At 70.1% G+C, this 21,615-nt stretch carries 13 protein-coding genes; 11 read left to right on the forward strand and 2 right to left on the reverse strand.

The annotated features are described in order from the left end of the window. Positions 1-76: 76 nt before the first annotated feature. Positions 77-1,765 (reverse strand): AMP-binding protein, encoded by a 1,689-nt coding sequence (locus FHS44_RS12205; protein ID WP_184714074.1) that lies wholly within the window; start codon positions 1,763-1,765, stop codon positions 77-79. 151 nt (positions 1,766-1,916) lie between these two features. On the opposite strand from FHS44_RS12205, the gene FHS44_RS12210 reads away from it, so the two are divergent. The 11 genes from FHS44_RS12210 (at position 1,917) to FHS44_RS12260 (ending at position 20,751) form a co-directional block, all read left to right on the forward strand. Beyond that, positions 1,917-2,582: a hypothetical protein gene (locus tag FHS44_RS12210; protein ID WP_184714075.1), complete on the forward strand. Its 666-nt coding sequence runs from the start codon at positions 1,917-1,919 to the stop codon at positions 2,580-2,582. 460 nt (positions 2,583-3,042) lie between these two features. Then, positions 3,043-4,497, forward strand: a complete 1,455-nt coding sequence (locus FHS44_RS12215) for a DNRLRE domain-containing protein (protein WP_184714076.1) — start codon at positions 3,043-3,045, stop codon at positions 4,495-4,497. A 159-nt stretch (positions 4,498-4,656) separates the two neighbouring features. Beyond that, positions 4,657-5,142, forward strand: coding sequence for a MarR family winged helix-turn-helix transcriptional regulator (locus FHS44_RS12220; protein WP_184714077.1), 486 nt, complete (start codon positions 4,657-4,659; stop codon positions 5,140-5,142). Between the two features lie 389 nt (positions 5,143-5,531). Further along, a complete protein-coding gene (locus FHS44_RS12225) occupies positions 5,532-9,242 on the forward strand; it encodes a nitrate reductase subunit alpha (RefSeq protein ID WP_184714078.1) in 3,711 nt (1,236 codons plus the stop codon). After that, complete coding sequence (gene narH / locus FHS44_RS12230) at positions 9,242-10,876, forward strand: nitrate reductase subunit beta (protein WP_184714079.1); 1,635 nt, start codon at positions 9,242-9,244, stop codon at positions 10,874-10,876. Before FHS44_RS12225 ends, narH begins: the two co-directional genes overlap by 1 nt. Further along, on the forward strand, positions 10,873-11,499 hold the full coding sequence (gene narJ / locus FHS44_RS12235) for a nitrate reductase molybdenum cofactor assembly chaperone (RefSeq protein ID WP_184714080.1): 627 nt from the start codon (positions 10,873-10,875) through the stop codon (positions 11,497-11,499). Before narH ends, narJ begins: the two co-directional genes overlap by 4 nt. After that, positions 11,496-12,200 (forward strand): respiratory nitrate reductase subunit gamma, encoded by a 705-nt coding sequence (narI, locus tag FHS44_RS12240; RefSeq protein WP_184714081.1) that lies wholly within the window; start codon positions 11,496-11,498, stop codon positions 12,198-12,200. Before narJ ends, narI begins: the two co-directional genes overlap by 4 nt. Before the next feature lie 3 nt (positions 12,201-12,203). Continuing rightward, positions 12,204-12,851 carry a hypothetical protein gene (locus FHS44_RS12245; protein WP_184714082.1) on the forward strand — a complete coding sequence of 216 codons (648 nt, stop codon included), beginning with the start codon at positions 12,204-12,206 and terminating at the stop codon, positions 12,849-12,851. A gap of 435 nt (positions 12,852-13,286) precedes the next feature. Next, on the forward strand, positions 13,287-19,349 hold the full coding sequence (locus tag FHS44_RS41715) for a polymorphic toxin-type HINT domain-containing protein (protein ID WP_184714083.1): 6,063 nt from the start codon (positions 13,287-13,289) through the stop codon (positions 19,347-19,349). A gap of 13 nt (positions 19,350-19,362) precedes the next feature. Further along, positions 19,363-19,935 (forward strand): hypothetical protein, encoded by a 573-nt coding sequence (locus tag FHS44_RS12255; RefSeq protein ID WP_184714084.1) that lies wholly within the window; start codon positions 19,363-19,365, stop codon positions 19,933-19,935. A gap of 282 nt (positions 19,936-20,217) precedes the next feature. Beyond that, complete coding sequence (locus FHS44_RS12260) at positions 20,218-20,751, forward strand: suppressor of fused domain protein (RefSeq protein ID WP_184714085.1); 534 nt, start codon at positions 20,218-20,220, stop codon at positions 20,749-20,751. 36 nt (positions 20,752-20,787) lie between these two features. Here the strand turns inward: FHS44_RS12260 and FHS44_RS12265 are convergent, their stop codons facing one another. After that, entirely contained in the window at positions 20,788-21,465 is a 678-nt protein-coding gene (locus tag FHS44_RS12265) for a hypothetical protein (RefSeq protein WP_184714086.1), read from the reverse strand. Positions 21,466-21,615 lie beyond the last annotated feature (150 nt).

Here is a 21,615-nt window from a genome sequence, read left to right on the forward strand (position 1 = left end):
GGAGCTATCCGTGAACGGGTGACATGTTTGTCCACTTCCGGTCACCATCGCGGTCACCGGAGGGGGTGAACGGGCCTCAGGAGCGCAGTTCGGGGAACTGCTCGTCGCGCCACTCGCCGGGGGAGGCCTCCTCGGCGCGGCCCCGCAGCTCCACCCGGCGGATCTTGCCGGAGACCGTCTTCGGCAGGCCGGAGAACTCCAGACGACGCACCCTCTGGTACGGCGCCAGCCGCTCGCGGGCGTGCCGCAGGATGGCCAGCGCGGTCTCCCTGTCCGGTTCCCACCCGGCCGCCAGCGTGACGTAGGCCTTCGGCACGGCGAGGCGAAGCTCGTCGGGCGCGGGCACGACGGCGGCCTCGGCGACGGCCGGGTGCTCGATGAGCACGCTCTCCAGCTCGAAGGGGGAGATCTTGTAGTCGGAGGCCTTGAACACGTCGTCGGTGCGGCCGACGTAGAAGATGTAGCCGTCGGCGTCCCGGGAGGCGACGTCGCCCGTGTGGTAGTAGCCGCCCGCCATGGCGTCGGCGTTGCGCGTCTCGTCGCCCCGGTAACCGGCCATCAGTGAGAGCGGCCGCTCGCCCAGGTCGATGCAGATCTCGCCCTCCTGGGCGCGCTCGCCGGTGACGGGATCGACCAGCACCACCGGGACCCCGGGCATGGGCAGGCCCATCGAGCCCGGTTTGACCGGCATGCCGGGCACGTTGCCCACCGAGAGCGTGGTCTCGGTCTGGCCGAAGCCGTCGCGGATCGTCAGCCCCCAGTGGCCGCGGACCTGCTCGATCACCTCGGGGTTGAGCGGCTCTCCCGCGGAGACCACCTCCCGCAGCTCCCCCGGCCCACCCGACAAATCAGCTTTTATCAGCATCCGCCACACAGTGGGCGGGGCGCAGAACGTCGTCACCCCCGCCCTGCGGATCTGGGTGAGCAGCGCGCCCGCGTCGAACCTGCCGTAGTTGAACACGAAGATCGTCGCCTCGGCGATCCAGGGCGCGAAGAAACAGCTCCAGGCGTGCTTGGCCCACCCCGGGGAGCTGATGTTCAGATGCACGTCGCCGGGCCGCACGCCGATCCAGTAGACCGTCGTCAGGTGGCCGACCGGATAGGAGACCTGGGTGTGCTCGACCAGCTTCGGCCTGCTCGTGGTGCCCGAGGTGAAGTACAGCAGCAGCGGATCGTCCGGCAGGGTGCCCGGATGCGCGGCCGGGGGCACGTCGAGGGCGTAGGCGTCGCGGTAGGGAGTCCAGCCCGCCGGGGCGCCGTCGGCGCAGATCCGGACGTAGTCCCCCTCGACCCTGTCGAACTTGGCGGTGTCGGCGGCGTTGGCGATCACATACCGGGCGCCGCCCCTGCCGACGCGGTCGGGCAGGTCGGCCGGGCCGAGCGCGGTGGTCGCGGGCAGGATCACCGCGCCCAGTTTCGTCACCGCGAGCATCGACTCCCACAGCTCGACCTGGTTGTCGAGCATGAGCATGACGCGATCCCCCTTGCGGACCCCCTGGGCCGCGAGGAACGCCGCGACCCGGTCGGAGCGCCGGGCCATCTCGTCGAAGGTGTAGCGGGCCTCGGAACCGTCCTCCTCGACGATCCACAACGCCGTACGGCCGTTGCCCCGCGCGATCGTGTCGAACCAGTCGACCGCCCAGTTGAAAGGGCCCTCGAACCGGGGCCAGGCGAAGCGCCGTACCGCCTCCTCATGCTCCCCGCCGAGTCCCAGCAGCAGGTCACGCGCCTGACGGTAGATCTCCGTGTTGTCGCTCGTCCCCATGGCACGACTCCTCTCTGCGGCACCCTACTCCCGGGTGACGCCGGTCACTCCACACCGTTTCCGGGATTTCGTGAACTTTCGTGAACCGCCCTGGAAGCACCGGCGTCATTGTGCGGGAGGCCACAGCGGGCTCCCGAACGAGTGAGGAGTCATGATGCGTGGGTCGAAGGCCGCCGCCGTACTGGCCGCGACGTTGACCGCCACGGGAGCGCTGACGCTCTCCGTGCCGACGCCGGTCCAGGCTGAGGCCACGGCGACGGCGACGGCGGGGAACGCCGCCGTGGCGAGGCCGTCCGAGGTGGCGGGCAGGCTGTTCCGGGCCTGGCTGAGGAAGGACCGCCGCGCCGCCTCCGCCGTGGCGACCCCCGCCGCGGTGAACACGATCTTCGGGTACCCGTACCGGGCGCCGGACCGCTTCGCCGGGTGCACCGGTAACGTGTGCCGGTTCGTCCACACGAGTGTCCGGGTGCCCGGTGGCCTCAACGGGATCCTGATGGTCGTGTCCGGTTCCAGGGTGGCCAGGGCCTACACCTCGCGCCACATCACCAGTGGGAGCGGGGCCGCCACGCGCCTGTTCGCCGCCTGGCGGGCGGGAGACAGGAACCGCGGCCTTGAGGTCGCCTCGAACGGCGCGGTGAAGACGCTGTTCAGGACGAGATTCGGCGGCGTCGGCTACATCTTCCAGGGGTGCGAGAAGGAGCGCGGCGGCCAGCGGTGCGCCTACTCCTACGAGGGCGGCGCCATGTTCATGCACGCGCGCAGGCTGTCGGCGGGCTCTGGCTACTGGATCGACTCGATCGGCTACATCGCGGACTGACCCCGCGCGGGGCCGTGCGTCTGGAACATACGGATGTACGGCCCCGCGGAGCACGCATTCCGTGTCGCGGAAAGAAACGCCCCACGTCAATGTGACGTGCACCACATCACCCTATTGCCCTTATTGTTCGGTACTTATCCGTGATATTCCTTTGGGCCAACGGGGATCTTGCTTCACAAAGAACGGGGAACCATGCTCGCGCTCACGACAGGACGCCCTCACCAAGGGTGACCACGCCGGTTCGCCGAGCGAACCGGCCGTTTCCTCCCTCTCCCATGCCGACGTCACGGGGTGACGACGACGTCGGCGAATCCTCTGACGGAGGACCAAAACAGCATTCGCCGTTTCCTGGGAAACGGCGCGTGTCCGTAATCCATCTGACCTGTCACGGTCGGCATGAGCGTGTTTTTCGTGCGAAAAAACATTCCCGTCGAATGTTCGCCCACGACCTAGGAATCACATGCGTATTTCATTTGGGGGCTCCCTCGGCCGACTGGCCCTGGGTGTGACGACGGTCGCCGCTCTCACCGGCGGAACGGCGGCCCAGGCACTGGCGGCACCGGGCGGCTGGCAGCCGCCGCGCGCCGTGACCGACGACGACGGCGCGCGGGACGCGGCGGAGCAGGCGGCCGCCGAGCAGGCCGCCAAACTGGGCCGGGCCGTACCGGTGCCGGGCCTGACCGACGAGACCAGCACCACCGTGGCCAACCCCGACGGCAGCTTCACCTCGACGGTCACCTCGGGTCCCTCGCAGGTCAGGCGGGACAGCCAGTGGGTGCCCGTGGACACCGACCTGGTCGAGGACGGCGGGGCGCTCAGGCCGCGCGCGGCGCGGGCGGACGTCAGGATCTCCGGCGGCGGTGACGGGCCGCTGGCGACGCTGACGGACGACCAGGGGCACGTGTTCTCCCTGAAGTGGCCGACGCCGCTGCCCAAGCCCGTCGTCACGGAGAACGTCGCGACGTTCACCGACGCCGCGGGACCCGCCGCCGACCTCGTGGTGACGGCGCTGCCCACCGGTTTCCGGCACGACGTGGTGCTGCGGCGCAAGCCCTCCGGCCCGCTCGAACTGCGCATCCCCGTCCAGACCACCGGGGTCGCGCTGTCGGAGTCCCCCGCCGGGCGGCTGCTGCTGACCGACACCGAGGGGGCCGACAGCGGCAGGGTCGTCGCCTCGGCGGCGCAGCCGCTGATGTGGGACTCGCGCGGGCACGGCAAGCCCCGGGGCAAGGCTGTCTCGGTGATCGACACGAGGGTCGAGACGGAGAACGGCACGACGACGCTGGTCCTCAGGCCGGACCAGGCGTTCCTGTCCGACCCCGCGACCGTCTACCCGGTGACCGTCGACCCGACGACCACCCTGCCCATCGAGGCGGACACCGATGTCGCGACGGCCTGGGACTCGCACCCCGGTGACGTCATGATCATCGCGGGCACGATGCTGAAGGAGGACCAGAGCGGCAGCGACGTCATGCGCTCCCTCCTGAAGTTCGACACCCGCTTCCTGAACAGGAGGAAGGTCGTCTCCGCCGGTCTCGGGCTGTGGAACGTCGAGACCAACGCCTGCGGCAGGCGGGTCGGCTCCGGCCTGACCGTCGAGCGTCTCACCGGCCCCTGGAACGAGCACAACCTGACCTGGTCGAACAAGCCCCCGGCGACCTCGGCGGGCGCGACGACCAACCGCGAGGGGCGCGGCCGTACCTGGACCGCCCCCTGCCGTCGCGGGGCGGGCTACCTGCGCTGGGAGGTGACCTCCATCGCCCGCGCCTGGGCGTCGGGAGCTCCCAACCACGGTGTCCAACTGCGCGGCGCCAACGAGGCCGAGGCGAACAACTGGCGCGCCTTCGCCTCCTCGGAGAACAGGGACAAGGGCGTCCGTCAGCCGACGCTCACCGTCACCTACAGAAGGCACTGACCTGCTGATCTCCTGACGGCTCTCAGGGACCGGCCCCGGCGGGCGCTCACCCCGCCGGGGCCGGTCCGCGTTCCCGGTCGTGCGGGCGGCCCCGGCTCAGTACGGTCTAGTCAGGGACGCCGCCACGGGGGCGGCGAGCCGTACACCGGAAGGGCATGTATGACCACCGAAGCGATCCACGGCGGCGGCGACGAGCTTCCCTCCGGCGGGGAGAGCGACTCGGCCTGGGTGGTGGAGGAGGCGTCGCTGGTCCTGGTCGAGGTGACGCTCAACGCGGTGGCCGAGATGGGCGATCTGTCGCTCACCCAGCTCCGGGTGCTGCTGACGGTCGACCGGCACGGCCCGCTCAACCTCAGCACGCTCGCCGCCCACCTCACCATGTCGATCTCGGCGGCGGGCCGGATGGTCGACCGGCTGGAAGGGGCGGGGCTGCTGACCCGGCTCCCCGCCGAGCACAGCCGCCGGGAGATCCGCATCGAGACGACCGAGGGGGGCCGGGAGACGCTGGGGCGCCTTCGCGCTGCCCGGCGCAGGCGTATCGGCGCGGCGCTGGAACGGCTGACGCCCGGGACGCGGCAGGCCCTGGCCAGGGGGCTTCAGGAGTTCACCGCGGTCGCGCAGGACGAGGACGACTTTCTCTCCTGAGTCCTGATTTTTCCTGATTTTTCGGGGTTTTCCCGTAACAGCGCGGCAGAGCCTGGCACAAAGGGCGGTTCACGGCGGCCCGCATCATCATCCCTTTTCCGCCCTGACGTACGAAAATCCCCGCGAAATTCCCTGTGCGATGACCTTTTCCGCCATTCCGGAGGGCCGTCTCGCCTGTTTCGGGCTCGGAAGAATCGACAGGCCGGGCCGATGGATTCCCCCGTTAACCGTTGCATGATAGAAACACTTTCCTTGACGAAAGTGTTGCCCGGCTTCTGACTCCGGTTGTTTGCACGCGGCGAGACCGCGCCACCGACAGCGGGCAGCTCCACACAGCGAAACATCGGAGCGGCGCGGGCGTGATGACGCATGCCCGCCGAGGGGGTCCCATGGTTCCTCGGACAGCGCGTGACAGAACAGACCGGGCGGCGGCGACCGCCACGGAGATGCTCCTCCAGGCGGGCAGGCTGCTGCACCGCTCGGAGACGACCCCCGACCTGCGGGCTGTCTTCCGCGGCGACCAGGCCGTCAACGACGCCCCCTACCGGGAGCGCTGGGCGCACGACAGGGTGGTGCGCTCGACCCACGGGGTGAACTGCACCGGATCGTGCTCCTGGAAGGTGTACGTGAAGGACGGCCTGATCACCTGGGAGACCCAGCAGACCGACTACCCCTCCGTCGGCCCCGACCGGCCGGAGTACGAGCCGAGGGGATGCCCGCGCGGCGCCTCCTTCTCGTGGTACACCTACTCGCCGACCAGGGTCCGCTACCCGCACGCCCGTGGCGTCCTGGTGCGGATGTACCGGGAGGCCAGGGCCAGGCTCGGCGACCCGGTCGCGGCCTGGGCGGAGATCACCTCCGACCCGGAGAAACGGCGGCGCTACCAGTCGGCGCGCGGCCAGGGCGGGCTGGTGCGGATCGGCTGGGACGAGGCACTGGAGATCGCCGCCGCCGCGCACGTCCACACCATCGCGGAGTACGGTCCCGACCGGGTCGCGGGCTTCTCCCCCATCCCCGCCATGTCGATGGCCTCGCACGCGGTCGGCGCGCGGTTCATGTCGCTGATCGGCGCCCCCATGCTGTCCTTCTACGACTGGTACGCCGACCTGCCGATCGCCTCGCCCCAGGTCTTCGGCGACCAGACCGACGTGCCCGAGTCGGCCGACTGGTGGGACGCGGCCTACCTGATGCTGTGGGGGTCGAACGTCCCGGTCACCCGCACCCCGGACGCGCACTGGATGGCCGAGGCCCGCTACCGGGGTCAGAAGGTCGTCGTGGTCTCCCCCGACTACTCGGACGCGACGAAGTTCGCCGACGAGTGGCTGCACCCGCACCCGGGCACGGACGGCGCGGTCGCCATGGCGATGGGACACGTGATCCTGACCGAGTTCTTCGTCAGCCGCGCTGTGCCGTACTTCACCGACTATGTCCGGAAATTTACTGATCTGCCGTTTCTGGTCGCCCTGGACGAGCACGAGGCGGGCGGGCACGTGCCGGGCAAGTTCGTCACCGCCGCCGACCTGGCACCCGAAGGGGCGTCCAACGAGACCGACCGGTGGCGGCCGGTGCTGGTCGACGCGGTCACCGGCGAGCCCGTCGCGCCGAACGGCACCCTGGGCGAGCGCTGGACCGAGGAGGGCACGGGCCGCTGGAACCTGGACCTGGGCGCGGTCGAGCCGCTGCTCAGCCTCCACCAAGAAGGCGAGACCGCCGAGGTCCTGCTGCCCCGCTTCGACGACGCCTCAGGAGGGGAGAGCGTGGTGCGGCGCGGGGTGCCGGTGCGGTGGATCGGCGGCCGCCCGGTGACCACCGTCTTCGACCTGCTCCTCGCCCAGTACGGCGTGCGCCGCCCGGGGCTGCCCGGACAGTGGCCGGAGGGCTACGACGACGCCTCGGCCCCCTGCACCCCCGCCTGGCAGGAGCGCATCACCTCGGTGCCCGCCGAGCGGGTGACGCGGATCGCCAGGGAGTTCGCCACGACCGCGGAGAAGACCCGGGGCCGGGCGATGATCGTGATGGGCGCGGGCACCAACCACTGGTTCCACTCCGACACGATCTACCGCTCGTTCCTGTCGCTGCTGCTGCTGACCGGCTGCCAGGGCGTCAACGGCGGCGGGTGGGCGCACTACGTGGGCCAGGAGAAGGTACGGCCGCTGGCCGGATGGCAGCAGTTGTCCACGGCCGCCGACTGGACGCGTCCGTCACGGCAGATGGCGGGCACGCCGTACTGGTATCTGCACACCGGGCAGTGGCGTTACGAGCGCTTCTCCGCGGACGCGCTGTCCAGCGCGACGGGGCGGCGGCTGTTCGCGGGACGGCACACCGCCGACCTCGTCGCGCAGTCGGCCAGGCTCGGCTGGATGCCCTCCTACCCGACCTTCGCCGCCAACCCCCTGGAGCTCGGGGCCAGGGCGCTGGCCAGCGGGAAGGACCCGGCGCTGTGGGCGGCCGAGGAGATCGAGGCGGGCAGGGTCGGCTTCGCCTGCGAGGACCCGGACGCGCCGGAGAACTGGCCAAGGGTGCTGACGGTGTGGCGGGCCAACCTCATCGGCTCCTCCGCCAAGGGCAACGAGTACTTCCTGCGGCACCTGCTCGGCGCGCCGGACAACGCCACCGCCGAGGAGGCGCCTCCCGGGGACAGGCCACGCGAGGTGCGCTGGCGGCAGGAGGCGCCGCGCGGCAAGCTCGACCTGCTGCTCGCGCTGGACTTCAGGATGACCTCGACCACGCTCTTCGCGGACCTGGTGCTGCCCGCCGCCACCTGGTACGAGAAGCACGACCTGTCCAGCACCGACATGCATCCCTACGTGCACGCCTTCTCCCCGGCCATCAACCCGCCCTGGCAGGCCCGCACCGACTTCGAGATCTTCCACGGCCTGGCGCGCAGGTTCTCCGAACTGGCCGAAGGGCGGCTCGGCGTGGCCCACGACCTGGTCGCCACCGCGTTGCAGCACGACACCCCCGGCGAGACGGCCCAGCCCGGCGGCGGCGTCCCCGACTGGCGTGACGGCGCCCATCCGGTACGGCCCGGCCACAACCTGCCGTCACTGTCCCTGGTCGAACGCGACTACACAGCCGTCGCCGCCAAGCTCGCCTCCCTCGGACCGCTGCCGGAACGGGTGGGCATGACGGTCAAGGGCGTCACCGTCGGCACGGCTCCCGAGGCGCGCTGGCTGACCGCGCGCTGCGGACAGGCCGGGGAGGGGCCAACGGCGGGCAGGCCGCTGCTGGACACCGACGTCAAGCTGTGCGAGGCGATCCTCGCCCTGTCAGGCACCACGAACGGACGCGTCGCCGCGGAGGGCTTCGCCCGGCTCGACGAACGCTGCGGCCCCGGCTCCGGCCTTGACGAGCTGGCCGCCTCCGTCGCCGAGCGCAGGGTCGTCTTCTCCGACACCCAGGACCGTCCCGTGCAGGTCGGGACGAGCTTCGAGTGGTCGGGCAAGGAGGCCCCCGACCGCCGCTACGCGCCGTTCACCGTCAACGTCGAGCACGCCAAGCCGTGGCACACCCTCACCGGGCGCCAGCACTTCTACCTCGACCACGACTGGATGGCCGAGCTCGGCGAGCAGCTCCCGGTCTACCGGCCACCGCTGGACGTCGCGGCCCTCGGCGAGTACGGCGGGGCCCACGAGGGAGACCGGTCGGTGACCGTCCGGTACGTCACCCCGCACTCCAAGTGGTCCATCCACTCCGAGTACCAGGAGAACCTGCTGATGCAGACCCTGGCCAGGGGCGGCCCCGTGATCTGGGTCAGCGTCGAGGACGCCGAGGCGGCCGGGATCGCGGACAACGACTGGATCGAGGCGGTCAACGCCAACGGCGTCGTCGTCGCCCGCGCCGTGGTCTCCCACCGGATGCCGCGCGGCACGGTCTTCATGTACCACGTGCAGGAACGCCTGGTGAACGTGCCGAAGTCGCAGGCCACCGGGCGCCGGGGCGGCGTGCACAACGCCCTCACCAAGCTGCTGATCAAGCCGACCCACCTCATCGGCGGGTACGGCCAGCTCTCCTTCGCGCCCAACTACTACGGGCCGACCGGCAACCAGCGTGACGCGGTGACCGTCATCCGCCGCCGCTCCCAGGAGGTGCAGTACTGATGCGCGTGATGGCCCAGATCGCCATGGTGATGAACCTGGACAAGTGCATCGGCTGCCACACCTGCTCCGTCACCTGCAAGCAGACGTGGACCAACCGCTCCGGCACCGAGTACGTCTGGTTCAACAACGTCGAGACCCGCCCCGGGCAGGGCTACCCCAGAGGCTACGAGGACCAGGACAGGTGGAAGGGCGGCTGGCGGCTGCGCGGCGGCAGGCTGGTGCCGCGCTCCGGCGGCCGGGTCAGACGCCTGGCCAGGCTGTTCGCCAACCCCGAGCTGCCGATGCTCGACGACTACTACCAGCCGTGGACCTACGACTACGAGAACCTCACCAACGCCCCGCTCGGCGACGACGTGCCGACGGCCGCGCCCCGCTCGCTCATCGACGGCTCCCCGGCCTCCATCACCTGGGGGCCCAACTGGGACGACGACCTGGGCGGCGGCCCCGAGCACCTGGCGGGCGACCCGGTGCTGCGCAGGGTGAGCCAGGAGGTGCGCCTGGAGTACGAGCGCTCCTTCATGTTCTACCTGCCGCGCATCTGCGAGCACTGCCTCAACCCCTCCTGCGTGGCCGTCTGCCCCTCCGGCGCGATGTACAAGCGGCTTGAGGACGGCATCGTCCTGGTGGACCAGGACAGGTGCCGGGGCTGGCGGATGTGCGTCAGCGGCTGCCCGTACAAGAAGGTGTACTTCAACCACCACAGCGGCAAGGCGGAGAAGTGCACGCTGTGCTACCCGAGGATCGAGGCCGGGGAGCCGACCGTCTGCTCGGAGACGTGCGTCGGCAGGCTGCGCTACCTCGGGGTGATGCTCTACGACGCCGACCGGGTCGGCGAGGCCGCGGCGACGGCCAGGGAGGAGGACCTCTACCCGGCCCAGCTCGACTGCTTCCTGTCGCCCGACGATCCGGAGGTGGTCGCCGCGGCCGAGGCGGCCGGCATCCCGCACGACTGGATCTCGGCAGCCAGGAGCTCCCCGGTCAACGCGCTCATCACCCGCTACCGGGTCGCCCTGCCGTTGCACCCGGAGTACCGGACCATGCCGATGGTCTGGTACGTGCCGCCGCTGTCCCCCGTGGTCGACGCGCTGGCCGGGACGGGCCACGACGGGGAGGACGCGGACAACCTCTTCGGCGCGATCGACGCCCTGCGCATCCCGCTGGAGTACCTCGCGGGGCTGTTCACTGCGGGTGACACCGTCCCGGTCGAGAGGGCGCTGTGCAGGCTCGCGGCGATGCGCTCGCACATGCGGGCGCTCAACCTCGGCGAGGAGCCGGACCCGGCCATCGCGGCGGACGTCGGGATGCGGCCCACGGACATCGAGGAGATGTACCGCCTGCTCGCGCTGGCCAAGTACGACGAGCGGTACGTGATCCCCACTGCCTACGCCTCGGGTGCCGGGCACGCCGACGCGACGGGCGGGTGCAGCCTGGACGTTCCCGGCGGCCCCGGCATGTCTGAGGAGGTCTTCGCGGGCCTGGGCACGTCTATGGGCGCGGCCGCCGAGGCGTTCCACGCGTCCCCCCTCCCTGCGGGTGGCGACGACCGGCGGCGCGGACGGTTCAACCTGTTCGGCTGGGACGGCAGGGGACGGCCCGACGGCCTGTTCCCACCCAGACGAGGAGAGGCCGGGTGAACGCCGTCCTGCTCCACCAGGCCGCCTCGCTGCTGCTCACCTACCCGGGCCCCGCCTGGCCCGGCCACCTCGACCTGGTACGGCGGGCCCTGCCGGCGGACCGGTCCCCAGCCGCCCGTCTCCTGCTGCGCTTCTGCGACCACGCGGCGGAGCAGGACCCGTTCGACCTCGCGAGCCGGTACGTCACGACCTTCGACCGCAGCGACCGCCGTACCCTGCACCTGACCTACTACACCGACGGCGACACCAGGCGGCGGGGCGCCTCCCTCGCCAGGATCAAGGCGCTCTACCGCGAGGGCGGCTGGTGGCCGGACGAGGCGGAGCTGCCCGACTTCCTGCCGCTGATGCTGGAGTTCGCCGCCCGCTGCCCGGAGCCGGGCGTGCCGCTGCTGCGCGAGCACCGGGCGGCGCTCGACCTGCTGGCCGCCGCGCTGCACAAGCACCGCAGCCCCTACGCCGACGTGCTCGACGCCGTACGAGCGACCCTGCCCCCGGCGACGGCGCGGGAGCGGCGGACGGCGGGCGAGATCGCGCAGGCGGGGCCGCCCTCGGAGAGCGTCGGCCTCGACCTCACCCCCTATCCAACGGTCACTCAGCACTCCAGCCAGGGAGCCCGCCGGTGAGACATCTGCAGATCGCGTTGTGGGGCGTGCTGCCCTACCTCGTCCTCGTCCTGTTCGTCGCGGGCAGCGTCTGGCGCTACCGCTACGACCGCTTCGGGATGACCACCCGATCGAGCCAGTTGCACGAGAGCCGCCTGCTGCGCGTCGCGGGGCCGCTCTTCCACTACGGCCTGCTGTTCGTCATCGCGGGCCACGTCGTCGGGCTGCTCGTGCCCGAGCGGCTGACCGAGGACATGCACATCACCGAGTCCCTCTACCGCGCCAACGCGCTGGTCGTCGGCGGGCTCGCCGGGGTCGCCGCCGTCCTCGGGCTCGCCCTCCTGCTGTGGCGCAGGCTGCGGGTCAGGGCGATCAGGCAGGCGGGCGTCCGTGGCGACCGTCTGGTCTACCCGGTGCTGGCCACCGTCCTGCTCGCCGGGGTCGCGGCCACCCTGCTCGGGTCGAGGGCGGGCTCCTACGACTACCGGCTCGGGGTCTCGGTGTGGTTCAGGAGCCTGTTCGAGCTCGAACCCGACGTGCCCGCCATGGCGGGTGCCCCGCTGCTGTTCCAGGCGCACACCCTGCTCGGCATCGTCCTGTTCGCGCTGTGGCCGTTCAGCAGGCTGGTGCACGCCTTCGGTGTCCCGCTGGGCTACCTGGTGCGTCCCTACGTCGTCTACCGGTCGCGCGCCACGCTCGCCGACCGGAACGGGACGCGCTGAGCCATGACCATCTCACCCCCCGCCCCCGTCGTGCTGGTCTCGGCCAGGATGCCGCTGACCGCCACCCCCCACCTGCTGACCCGGACCCCCCACCCACCGGGTGGGCTCGTCGTCACGCTGGCTCTGCTGCGCGCCCACTGGCAGCTTCTCGCCCTCATGCTCGCGGTGGCCCTCGCCACGGCGGTGCTCGTCACCGTCAACCGCCAGACCAGGCGTCCCTGCCTCCCGGTCCCCGTCCCTCCCGTGCCGCCCGCTCCCCTGCCCTCGATGCCCGTACGGAAGCGGCCCGCCGCCCCGCCCCCGGTCAGGGAGACCGCGGCGCGGCGGGCCGCCGAGACGCTGGTGGCGACGATGCCGACCCCGCTGTGGCCGATGGCGCTGGCCCGTGCCGTACGGCTGCTCGCCCGGGGGGACGCCGCCCGCGAGGCGGAGGTCCGTCGCCGTCTGCGCCTGTCGCGGACCCTCCTGACGGGTGCCGCCCCCGCCGAGACGGAGGCCGTCCGCCGCGCCGCCGTCGACCAGTGGAGCCTGGCCTTCACCGCCCTCCGTGGGCGGGACGCCCACACCCCCGCCCTGCTGAACGCCTTCAGCGACACCTTCACCCACCTGCTCGCCACCGCCGTTTCCCCACGGGACCGCGATTCCCACTGAGGACGCCTTCCCCGGAACCCGCCGCGGGTACCGGGGAAGGGTGTGCGGCAGCCGTACACGACGGGAGAAGGCGCGTCACGTGGAAAACGCGGAGCGTGAACGGGAAAGCGGTCAGCCGATCTTTCCAATTGATTATGGAAGATCACTGGAATTCCGTCGTTCCAGGCCAGGAAAGGTGACCGCGCATTCAACGGGTTAAGGACCGATTCGGCGCGGTCGATTCGGGCTCTATAACGAAACGTCATCGGCGAAACAAAAGAGTTGCAGCGCACAATGCCGAATGGTTCCCTCGTGGGCGTACCTGGATAGCTGGTTCTTCCGCTGCCGGTCCCTCCACGGGGGAGGTTTCTAGTAATGCTCGCCATCAGTCGGTCCCGTCGTGCCCGAATTCTGATTCCATTCATCGTCTCGACGCTCTTCGCGTCGTTTCTCACGGTGCCGGACGCGGATCCCGCGGCCGCCGCGCCACCGCCGGTTCCGCAGGCCAGACCCGGTCCCGGCCCCGTCGAACGCCCCTTGCCCAGGGGCATCCGCCCCGACAGGGCGCTCAAGGCCGGTGAACGGCCCCCGGTCGTGCCGCTGGGTGTGAAAGCCGCAGGCAAGCCGACGAAGGTGAGCGCGGAGAACTGGACGTCCCTCACCGGAAAGGCCGCGAGGAAAGCCGTTGACGACGGGTTCAGTGGCCTGTCGCTGCGGCCCGGTTACGTGCTGGGCGACACCTCGCTGGTGACCTACTTCAACGTCGGCCAGGCCGATCCCTCATGGACGGCCGCGCGGGTGCGGCTCTACGACGCCGAGTCGCAGACCGAGCAGACCTCCACCCTGGTGGAGCGTCCCGACTTGCAACGTTCCTACTGCGGCGGCGCGGGCGACCTCTGCCGTTCCTTCGGTTCCGCCGACGGCTGGACGCTGGAGACCGGCAGGGAGTACTTCGTCACCGTCGCGGCGGTCTACGGCGACGGCCGCGAGGTCGTCTCCCCGCCCTCTGACCGGTCGGTCCCGCGCGAGACCATCGACCCGCCGCCGGTCCCGAACGAGCAGGCCTCCGGCTGCGGGTGCGGCAACGCGCTGGCGCTGACCGCGGCGGGCCAGGCCTCCAGGGCGCTGGGCGTCAACACCGGCACCGGCGCCTTCGTGCGGACCGAGCGCGACCTGGCGATGGCCTCGTACGGCCCGCGGTTCGTCTCGGCGCGCACCTACTCCTCGATGAACCGGGGCGCCAGCCCGCTCGGCCCCGGTTGGGCCTGGTCCTACGACATGCGGGTGAGCGCGGGCGAGGACGGCGTGGCCGTGGTGCGCGCCGAGGACGGCGCCCAGGCCCGCTACACCCCGGCCGGGGACGGCAAGTACAGGCGTCCGCCCGGCGTGCGCTCGACCCTGCGTAAGACAGCGGACGGCTGGGAGCTGACCACGCCCCGCCAGGTGCGCTACGGCTTCGACGGCCAGGGCCGTCTCGTCTCGATCCGCAACGCGCGCGGCGTCGGGGTACGGCTCGCCTACGAGGGCCTGGGAGTCAACATCACCGACGCCTCGGGGCGGACGGCGCAGGTGCGGATCGAGGGCGGCCTGATCAGGGAGATCAAGCTGCCCGACGGCCGCAACGTGAACTACTTCTACACCTCGGGGCTGCTCACGTCGGTGCTCGACGCCCGCGGGTTCACCTGGAGGTACCGCTACCACGCCAACACCCTGCTGTCGCAGGTGGTCGACCCGCACAACGTGGCGATCATCTCCAACGACTACGGCGACGACGGACGGGTGACCGCCCAGCGCGACGGCCTGGGCAAGCAGACCACCTTCGCCTGGGACGCCGCCAGGCAGGAGGCCACGACCACCGACCCCGACGGGGTGGTGATCTGGGACGGCTACCGGGGCAACACGCTGGTCTACTCCCAGCGCGGCACCGGTGACTCCGACAACCACCGCTACGACCGGGACCTCAACCGCGACCTGGTGGTCAACGGCAACCAGCACCAGCACGAGGCGACCTTCGACGCCAACGGCAACCGGATCTCCGCCACCGCTCCCAAACCGCTCGGCTTCTCCGAGAAGACGAAGTTCGATGAGCGCAACAACCCGACCGAGCACACCGACGCCAACGGCCAGGTGTGGAAGGACACCTACAACGAGTTCGACGAGCTGGTGCGCAGCGTCGATCCCGAGGGTCACGACATCACGCACACCTACGACTCACGCGGCCTGCGGACCTCGACGACCGACCAGCGGGGCAAGGTGACGCGCTTCGAGTATCTCCCGCAGGGCGACCAGAACGCGGGCCTGCCCAAGGCGGTGGTCTCGCCCACGGGACGGCGCAGCGAGGTCGTCTACGACGCCACCGGACGCAGGGTCGCCTCGATCGACCCGCGTGGCACCGTACAGGGCGGAAACCGGGCGGCCCACACCACCCGCTACGCCTACGACGCGCAGGACCGGGTGACCAGCACGCTGGAGCCGGGCAAGAACGGGGCCTGGCGCAGCGGGTTCGACGAGACAGGCCGACTGGTGCGGCGGCAGACGCCGACCGAGGCCACGACCGACTACGAGTACTTCGCCAACGGACTGCTCAAGACGGTCGACGACTCGCGGCGCACCACGACCTACACCTACACCGACGCGGGACGGCGGGCGTCGTCCCAGGCGCACCTGCGCACCCGGACCCCGATCACGACGACCTACGGCTACGACGGCAAGGGCCTGCTCAAGACGGTCACCTCGCCACGCGGCAACGAGCCGGGAGCCAACCCCGCCGACTTCACGACCACCTACTTCTACGACGCCGACGACAACCCGATCAGGGTGCGGCACCCCTACCCCGGGGGCGGGTTCACCGACCGGGACATCAAGGTCGACGCGCTGGACCGCACCACGAACAAGACCGACGAACTGGGCGAGGAGTCGGCGTTCGGACGGGACAACAACGGCAACATCACCGCAACCACCGACGCGCTTGGCCGTACCACCCGCATGGACTACGACCGCAGCGGGCGGCAGACCGAGATCAGGGACCCGGCGGGCAAGACGACCCGCACCGAGTACGACGCGGCGGGAAACCGGATCAGGGAGACCAACGCCGAGGGCGGCGTCACCACCTGGAAGTACGACGACGACGGCCTGCTGACCGGCGTGACCGAACCGCGCGGCAACGTCGAGGGTGCCGACCCGGCCCGTTTCACCACCCGCTACGAGTACGACCAGGCGGGCAACCAGGTCAAGTCCATCGACCCGCTCGGCAACACCACGGTCGCGGCCTACGACGCGAACAACAGGGTCGTCTCGGTCACCGACGCCAAGGGACGCACCACCCACCGGACCTACCGGGAGGACGACCTTCCGGCCACGGTGCACACGCCGGAGACGCCCTACAACCCCAACGACCCGACCGCCCGCTCGACCGTCTACACCTACAGCACCGACGGCCTGGTCGAGTCGGTGCGCGACCCGCTCGGCCACTACACGCGGATGGCCTACGACGACGCCGGACGCCTGATCACCAAGGCCGACCCGCTGGCGCGCCGGGTCGAGGTCACCTACGACGCCGAGAGCAACCCGCTGACCGCGATCACCATCAACGGTCCCGAATGGGTCAGCCCCGAGGAGCGGCTGAAGCGGACGATCGTCAACACCTACGACATCCTGGGCCGCCGCACCAGGACCGCGCTCGGCTCGCAGGGGCCCGCCTACACCTTCGGCTACGACGCCAAGGACCGCACCACCTCCTACGGCGACCCGACCGGGGTGCGGGACGTCTCCTACGACTCCGAGGACCAGATCCTCGGAGTCACCCGCAGGACCGCGGGCCAGGCGGACGAGACGTTCTCCTACGGCTACGACGAGCGCGGCAACATCGTCTCGCGCACCTACCCCGACGGGACGAAGGTGAGCGCCGCCTACGACGGCGACGGCAGGCAGACCGAACAGCGGGTGACCGGCGGCATCGTCGGCGAGGGCGGCGCCGAGTGGCGCTTCGGCTACGACGTGGCGGGCCGCCGTACGAGCACCACCCTGCCCGGCGGCACCGGGCTGACCGAGAGGCGCGCCTACGACGACGCGGGACGGCTGACCCGTATAGCCACCGCAGGTGGCGACGACGCCCCGGTCTCGGCGTTCGACCTCACCCTCGACCAGGTCGGCAACCCGACCAGGGTCCTCACCACACGCGGTACGGCGAGCGAGTCGGTGGCCTACTCCTACGACACGGTCGACCGGGTCACCTCCGCCTGCTACTCGGCGACGAGCTGCGCGACCGGTTCACAGATGGCCGGGCGGATCGACTACACCTACGACCTGGTGGGCAACCGCCTCAGCCAGAAGCGCACCGGTACGGCCGGCAACGACACCACCACCTACTCCTACGACGCCGCCGACCAGCTGACCCGCGAGACCGTCGCCAAACCCGGCTCAAGCGTCGCCCGCGACTTCGCCTACGACGTCAACGGCAACCAGGTCCGCGCGGGCTCCGACCGGTTCGAGTACAACCTGGACAGCAGCCTGGCCAAGGCCACCGTCGGCGGCAACGTCACCACCTTCACCTACGACGCCACCGGGCTGCGCCTCTCGGCCACCAGCGCGAGGGCGGGCGGCACCGTCGCGGCGGTGCAGCGCTGGAGCTGGGACGTCAACGGCACCCTGCCGCAGATCGCCCTGGACACCACGACCAACGCCGGGGGCGCGGTCGTCGAGAAGCAGGGTTTCACCCACGGCCCCGACGACGAGCCGCTGGCCCTGCTCGCCCAGGGCAGCGCGCACTCCTACACGCACGACTGGCTCGGCGGCGTCGCCAACATGGTCTCCGCGACCGGCCAGGTGGAGGCGGGCTACGACTACGACCCCTTCGGCAACCCCCGCACCGGCCCCACCCTGACCACCGCGAACTCCGGAACCGGCGGCGGCGCGGGAGCCGCCGGACGTAGCGGATCCGGTGCTTTCTCCGCGGCCCCCAACAACCCGCTGAGGTTCACCGGCGCCTACCAGGACCAGACCACCGGCGACGGCAACTACTACCTGCGGGCCCGCAACTACAACCCCGGCACGGGCCGCTTCACCGGCGTCGATCCCATGCCCACCGGGGCGAGCGCCACCTCCGCCTACACCTACGCCGCCAACAACCCCCTCGTCTACACCGACCCCACCGGCGAGGTGAAGGCGGCGGCGGACGGCGGCGGCAGCGGAACCGCCCCCGGCCAGGAGGCCGACCCCGGCCCCAGCCCCGAGGACGTCGCCAAGGCCCAGCAGCTACAGAACAAGAGCGTGCTGGACGTCATCCTTGAGGCCGGTGGCCAGATCCTCATGGAGATCCTGGGGATCAACGACGTCCTCAACTGCCTCAAGGGCGACATCGGCGCCTGCGTGATGGCCGTGATCGGGTCGCTGCCCTGGGGCAAGATCTTCAAGGCCAAGAAGATCGCCGAGGCGATCTGGCGCGCGGGCAAGGCCGTCTTCGCCTTCTTCGAGGAACTCAAGTGGGCCAAGGCCATCCTGCGCGGAGCCGAACGCGCCGCCGAGGCGGCCAAGGCAGCCGCCGCGAAGGCGGCCAGGGCGGCGGCGGAGAAAGCCGCGGCGGCCAAGGCGGCGTCCGAGGCCTACGCCAAGAAGGTCGCCGCGGAAGCAGCCGAAAGAGCCAAGGCCATAGCCGCCAAGGCCAAGGCCAAAACCCGGCCCCAGCCCCCGGCCGCGAAGGCGAGCTGCAACAGCTTCGCCGTCGGCAGCCTCGTCCTCATGGCGGACGGCACCGCCAAACCCGTCGAGAAGATCGACCTCGGCGAACAGGTCGTCGCCACCGACCCCGAGTCCGGCGAGACCACGGCCAAACCCGTCGTGGGCCTGATCACCGGCGAGGGCGAAAAACACCTGGTCCGCATCACCCTCGGCGACCAGGGCTCGACCACCGGCCAGATCGTGACGACAGACGGCCATCCCTTCTGGGTCGAGAGCGAACGCCGGTGGCTCAAGGCCGACGCCCTCCAGCCAGGCATGTGGCTACGCACCAGCGCCGGCACCCACATCCAGATAACCGCCCTCAAGAAGTGGACCGCTCACGAACGCGTCCACAACCTCACGGTCGCCGACGTCCACACGTATTACGTGGTGGCCGGAGCAGCTCCGGTCCTTGTTCACAACTGTGGAACCGGCCCGAAGGATGGTTCGGGCCTGTCGCACGACGAACTCATGTCGAAGGCACAAGGCCTTCGAGACGAGTACGCGAGCGAGATGGCAAAACTGTCGAACAGCAAGCGCCCAGCAACAGTGACGGCGGGATACAACGTCGAGACAGGACAGTACGCTGCCGGAGCGTCCGTCAAGGGGGTGTGCGCCGAGGTATGCGTCGTAAATCAACTGGGTGGCGACCCCTCGAAAATCATGTTCACAACCGCGATCCGTCCTCGTACCGGTAAGCAGATCCCAATCTGTGTTGCCTGCGAGGGTCAGTTCGGCCGTGGCGGTTTCCAGGAACCGGATACTGTGTTCGACACGGACTTACTACGGCTCTTCGATGACTAGATGAGAGTCAGCTGTGGAATTCGAGCTGGGACGGCACACCTGGGCGTCGCTTCAAGGCGCCCATGGCGAGGCGAGGCTTCTCGAAACCGCTCTCCGCGAACTGGCGGAGGCTGGGAGCCGGGAGGCGGCTGAGACCGCCGCCGGTCGCGTCCAGCGGGTCGTCTTCGCCCAAGGACTGCTCTGTGAAGCGTCAGTGGCGTTGGCGTCCGGGCTCGTCCACTGCCTGTGGCACCGTTCGGAGCAGTCCGAGGATCTCATCCTCGGACTGCTCTCGGACATCTCCGCCGGAACCGTGGACGAGAACGATCCGGAAGTCTTCGGGCCAGTGTCCGGGGAACTGTGCATGGCTGAGATCTGCCTGGGGTTTCCCGCCTATGTCGAAATCCTCGAAACCGGAAGCAACATCGACTCCCGTACCGCCTGCATCGACCTCATCCTGATGTGCGGCCTCTCGAACCCGGCTCTCAGGGAACGGTCGATCTTCTTCCTGGAGAACGCACTGCGACTCGACGCACTCACCGGGCATCGGGACGTACTCACCGCGTCGATCGACGAACTGCGGCAGGAGGCCGACAGTTGTCAATGAATATCCTGCCCTCCATACGTGATCCGGCCGTGTTTGAGAGGGAAATCGGTGAAATAATGATCTCACCAAGATGCACAGAGAATCTCATTGCAGGGCTCACGCTGGTCACAGGATCGGACGTCGAAGTGAGCTCGCTTGACGAGGCGATACAGATCGCCGATTCGCCTTTCAGAGTGTAGACATGGAAACGCCTGCAGCCTTGGGCTACACCTCTCTCGTGGAAGAGCGACCCCGCTGACCCGGCAGAAAGCAAGCGATGCCCCTGATCGGCTCGCACGCTTCATGGAACACCTCAATTCAATCCTCGGCGCGGAACCCGACATCCACGAGGTTCCACCCCGCGAGCCCCGTGACGGTCGTGTTCTCGCCCTCGTCTACCTGGACACTCCAGAGCCCGGCCTCATCTCCGGGCTCACTTACGGACTGTCACTGTGGCAGTGGGAAGATCCGGGACCACCCGCCCGCGAGCTCTGTATAACGATGCGTTCGAGTGACCCGGAATGGGCGAAGGTCCCCGCCGTCACGGTGGCCGCCCTCCGCGGCATGTGCCCGTTCGACCCGGGCATGGTGATCGGCTACATGAAGCCGTACGTGACCGGCTCGCGACTGAGCAGCCTGTTCTTGGCCACACCACCAACCGAACTCGGACTCGCCGAACGCATCGATCTCAGCACGAATCCTGAGGACTCGGTGGAGATCGTCGGCGCCTATCCGATCCACGCCTCGGAGAGAAGGTTCATCCACGCTCGGGGAGCCGAAGCGCTACAGGACTCCCGATGGGATCCGTTCGATCCCGCCCGTCCACCTGCGCTCTGACGCGGAAGACGGCCGACGCCCACACGGATGACCCGGTCAGGGCAACGGCTCTGCGGCCGCCGCGGTCCAGTACTGGCCGATGCTCTCCTCCATCAAACGGGCGGCGAACACGGCGTCATCGGCGCTCTCGCCGCGTCGCAGGCCGTACTCGGCCACCGCCAGTGCCTGCCGTTCGAGTTCGTCGGACTGTCCGCCGCCGTAGTAGACGACGAACTCCTCGGGGACGTCCAGGCCAGTCTTGGGCAGGCGGGCGAGCATCTCGTCGCTGTCGGGGAAGTAGCGGACCATGTCCCAGTACAGGGCGAGCGCGGCGTCGGCCTGGGTGCCGAGGAGGCCGAGCCAGCCCCACGTCCCGGCCACCTGGTAGGCGGCGGGGTCGGCCGGCCAGCGGTGCAGGCGTTCCTCGTCGAGGTCCAGGGCGGCCATCACCCCGCGCAGCTTGGGCCGGGCGCGGTGGATCAGGCCGAGCATGTTGTCGAAGAACTCGACAGCGAGCGGGTGCGGGTCGCGGACGATCAGCGTGGCGAACGCCGTGATCTCGGCGGGATGGCACTTGTGGGTCACGCCCACGAGCCGCCTGACGTGGTCCATCGTGAGCGTCCCGGCGTCCATGCGTTCGAGGAACCTGTTGCGCACGGGCCTGTCGTCCCGCATCCGGCGCAGCCGCCGTACGGCCTCGCCCGCCAGGGGGGTGGGCTCGAAGTCGGTGTACATGGTGCTCCCCTCGTTGGTGAGTCCTTTCCTGCCAACCCGGTCTGACGGGGGGCTGATCGTGCCATGACAGGGCTCTGACGTGCGCGGCGGTCACCGTGTACCCCCGCGGAGGCCCGGGTAGGGGCGGCGCCCGGCCCGCGAGCGGGCGAG

The organism is Streptosporangium saharense, from assembly GCF_014203715.1.
Lineage (GTDB): Bacteria > Actinomycetota > Actinomycetes > Streptosporangiales > Streptosporangiaceae > Streptosporangium > Streptosporangium saharense.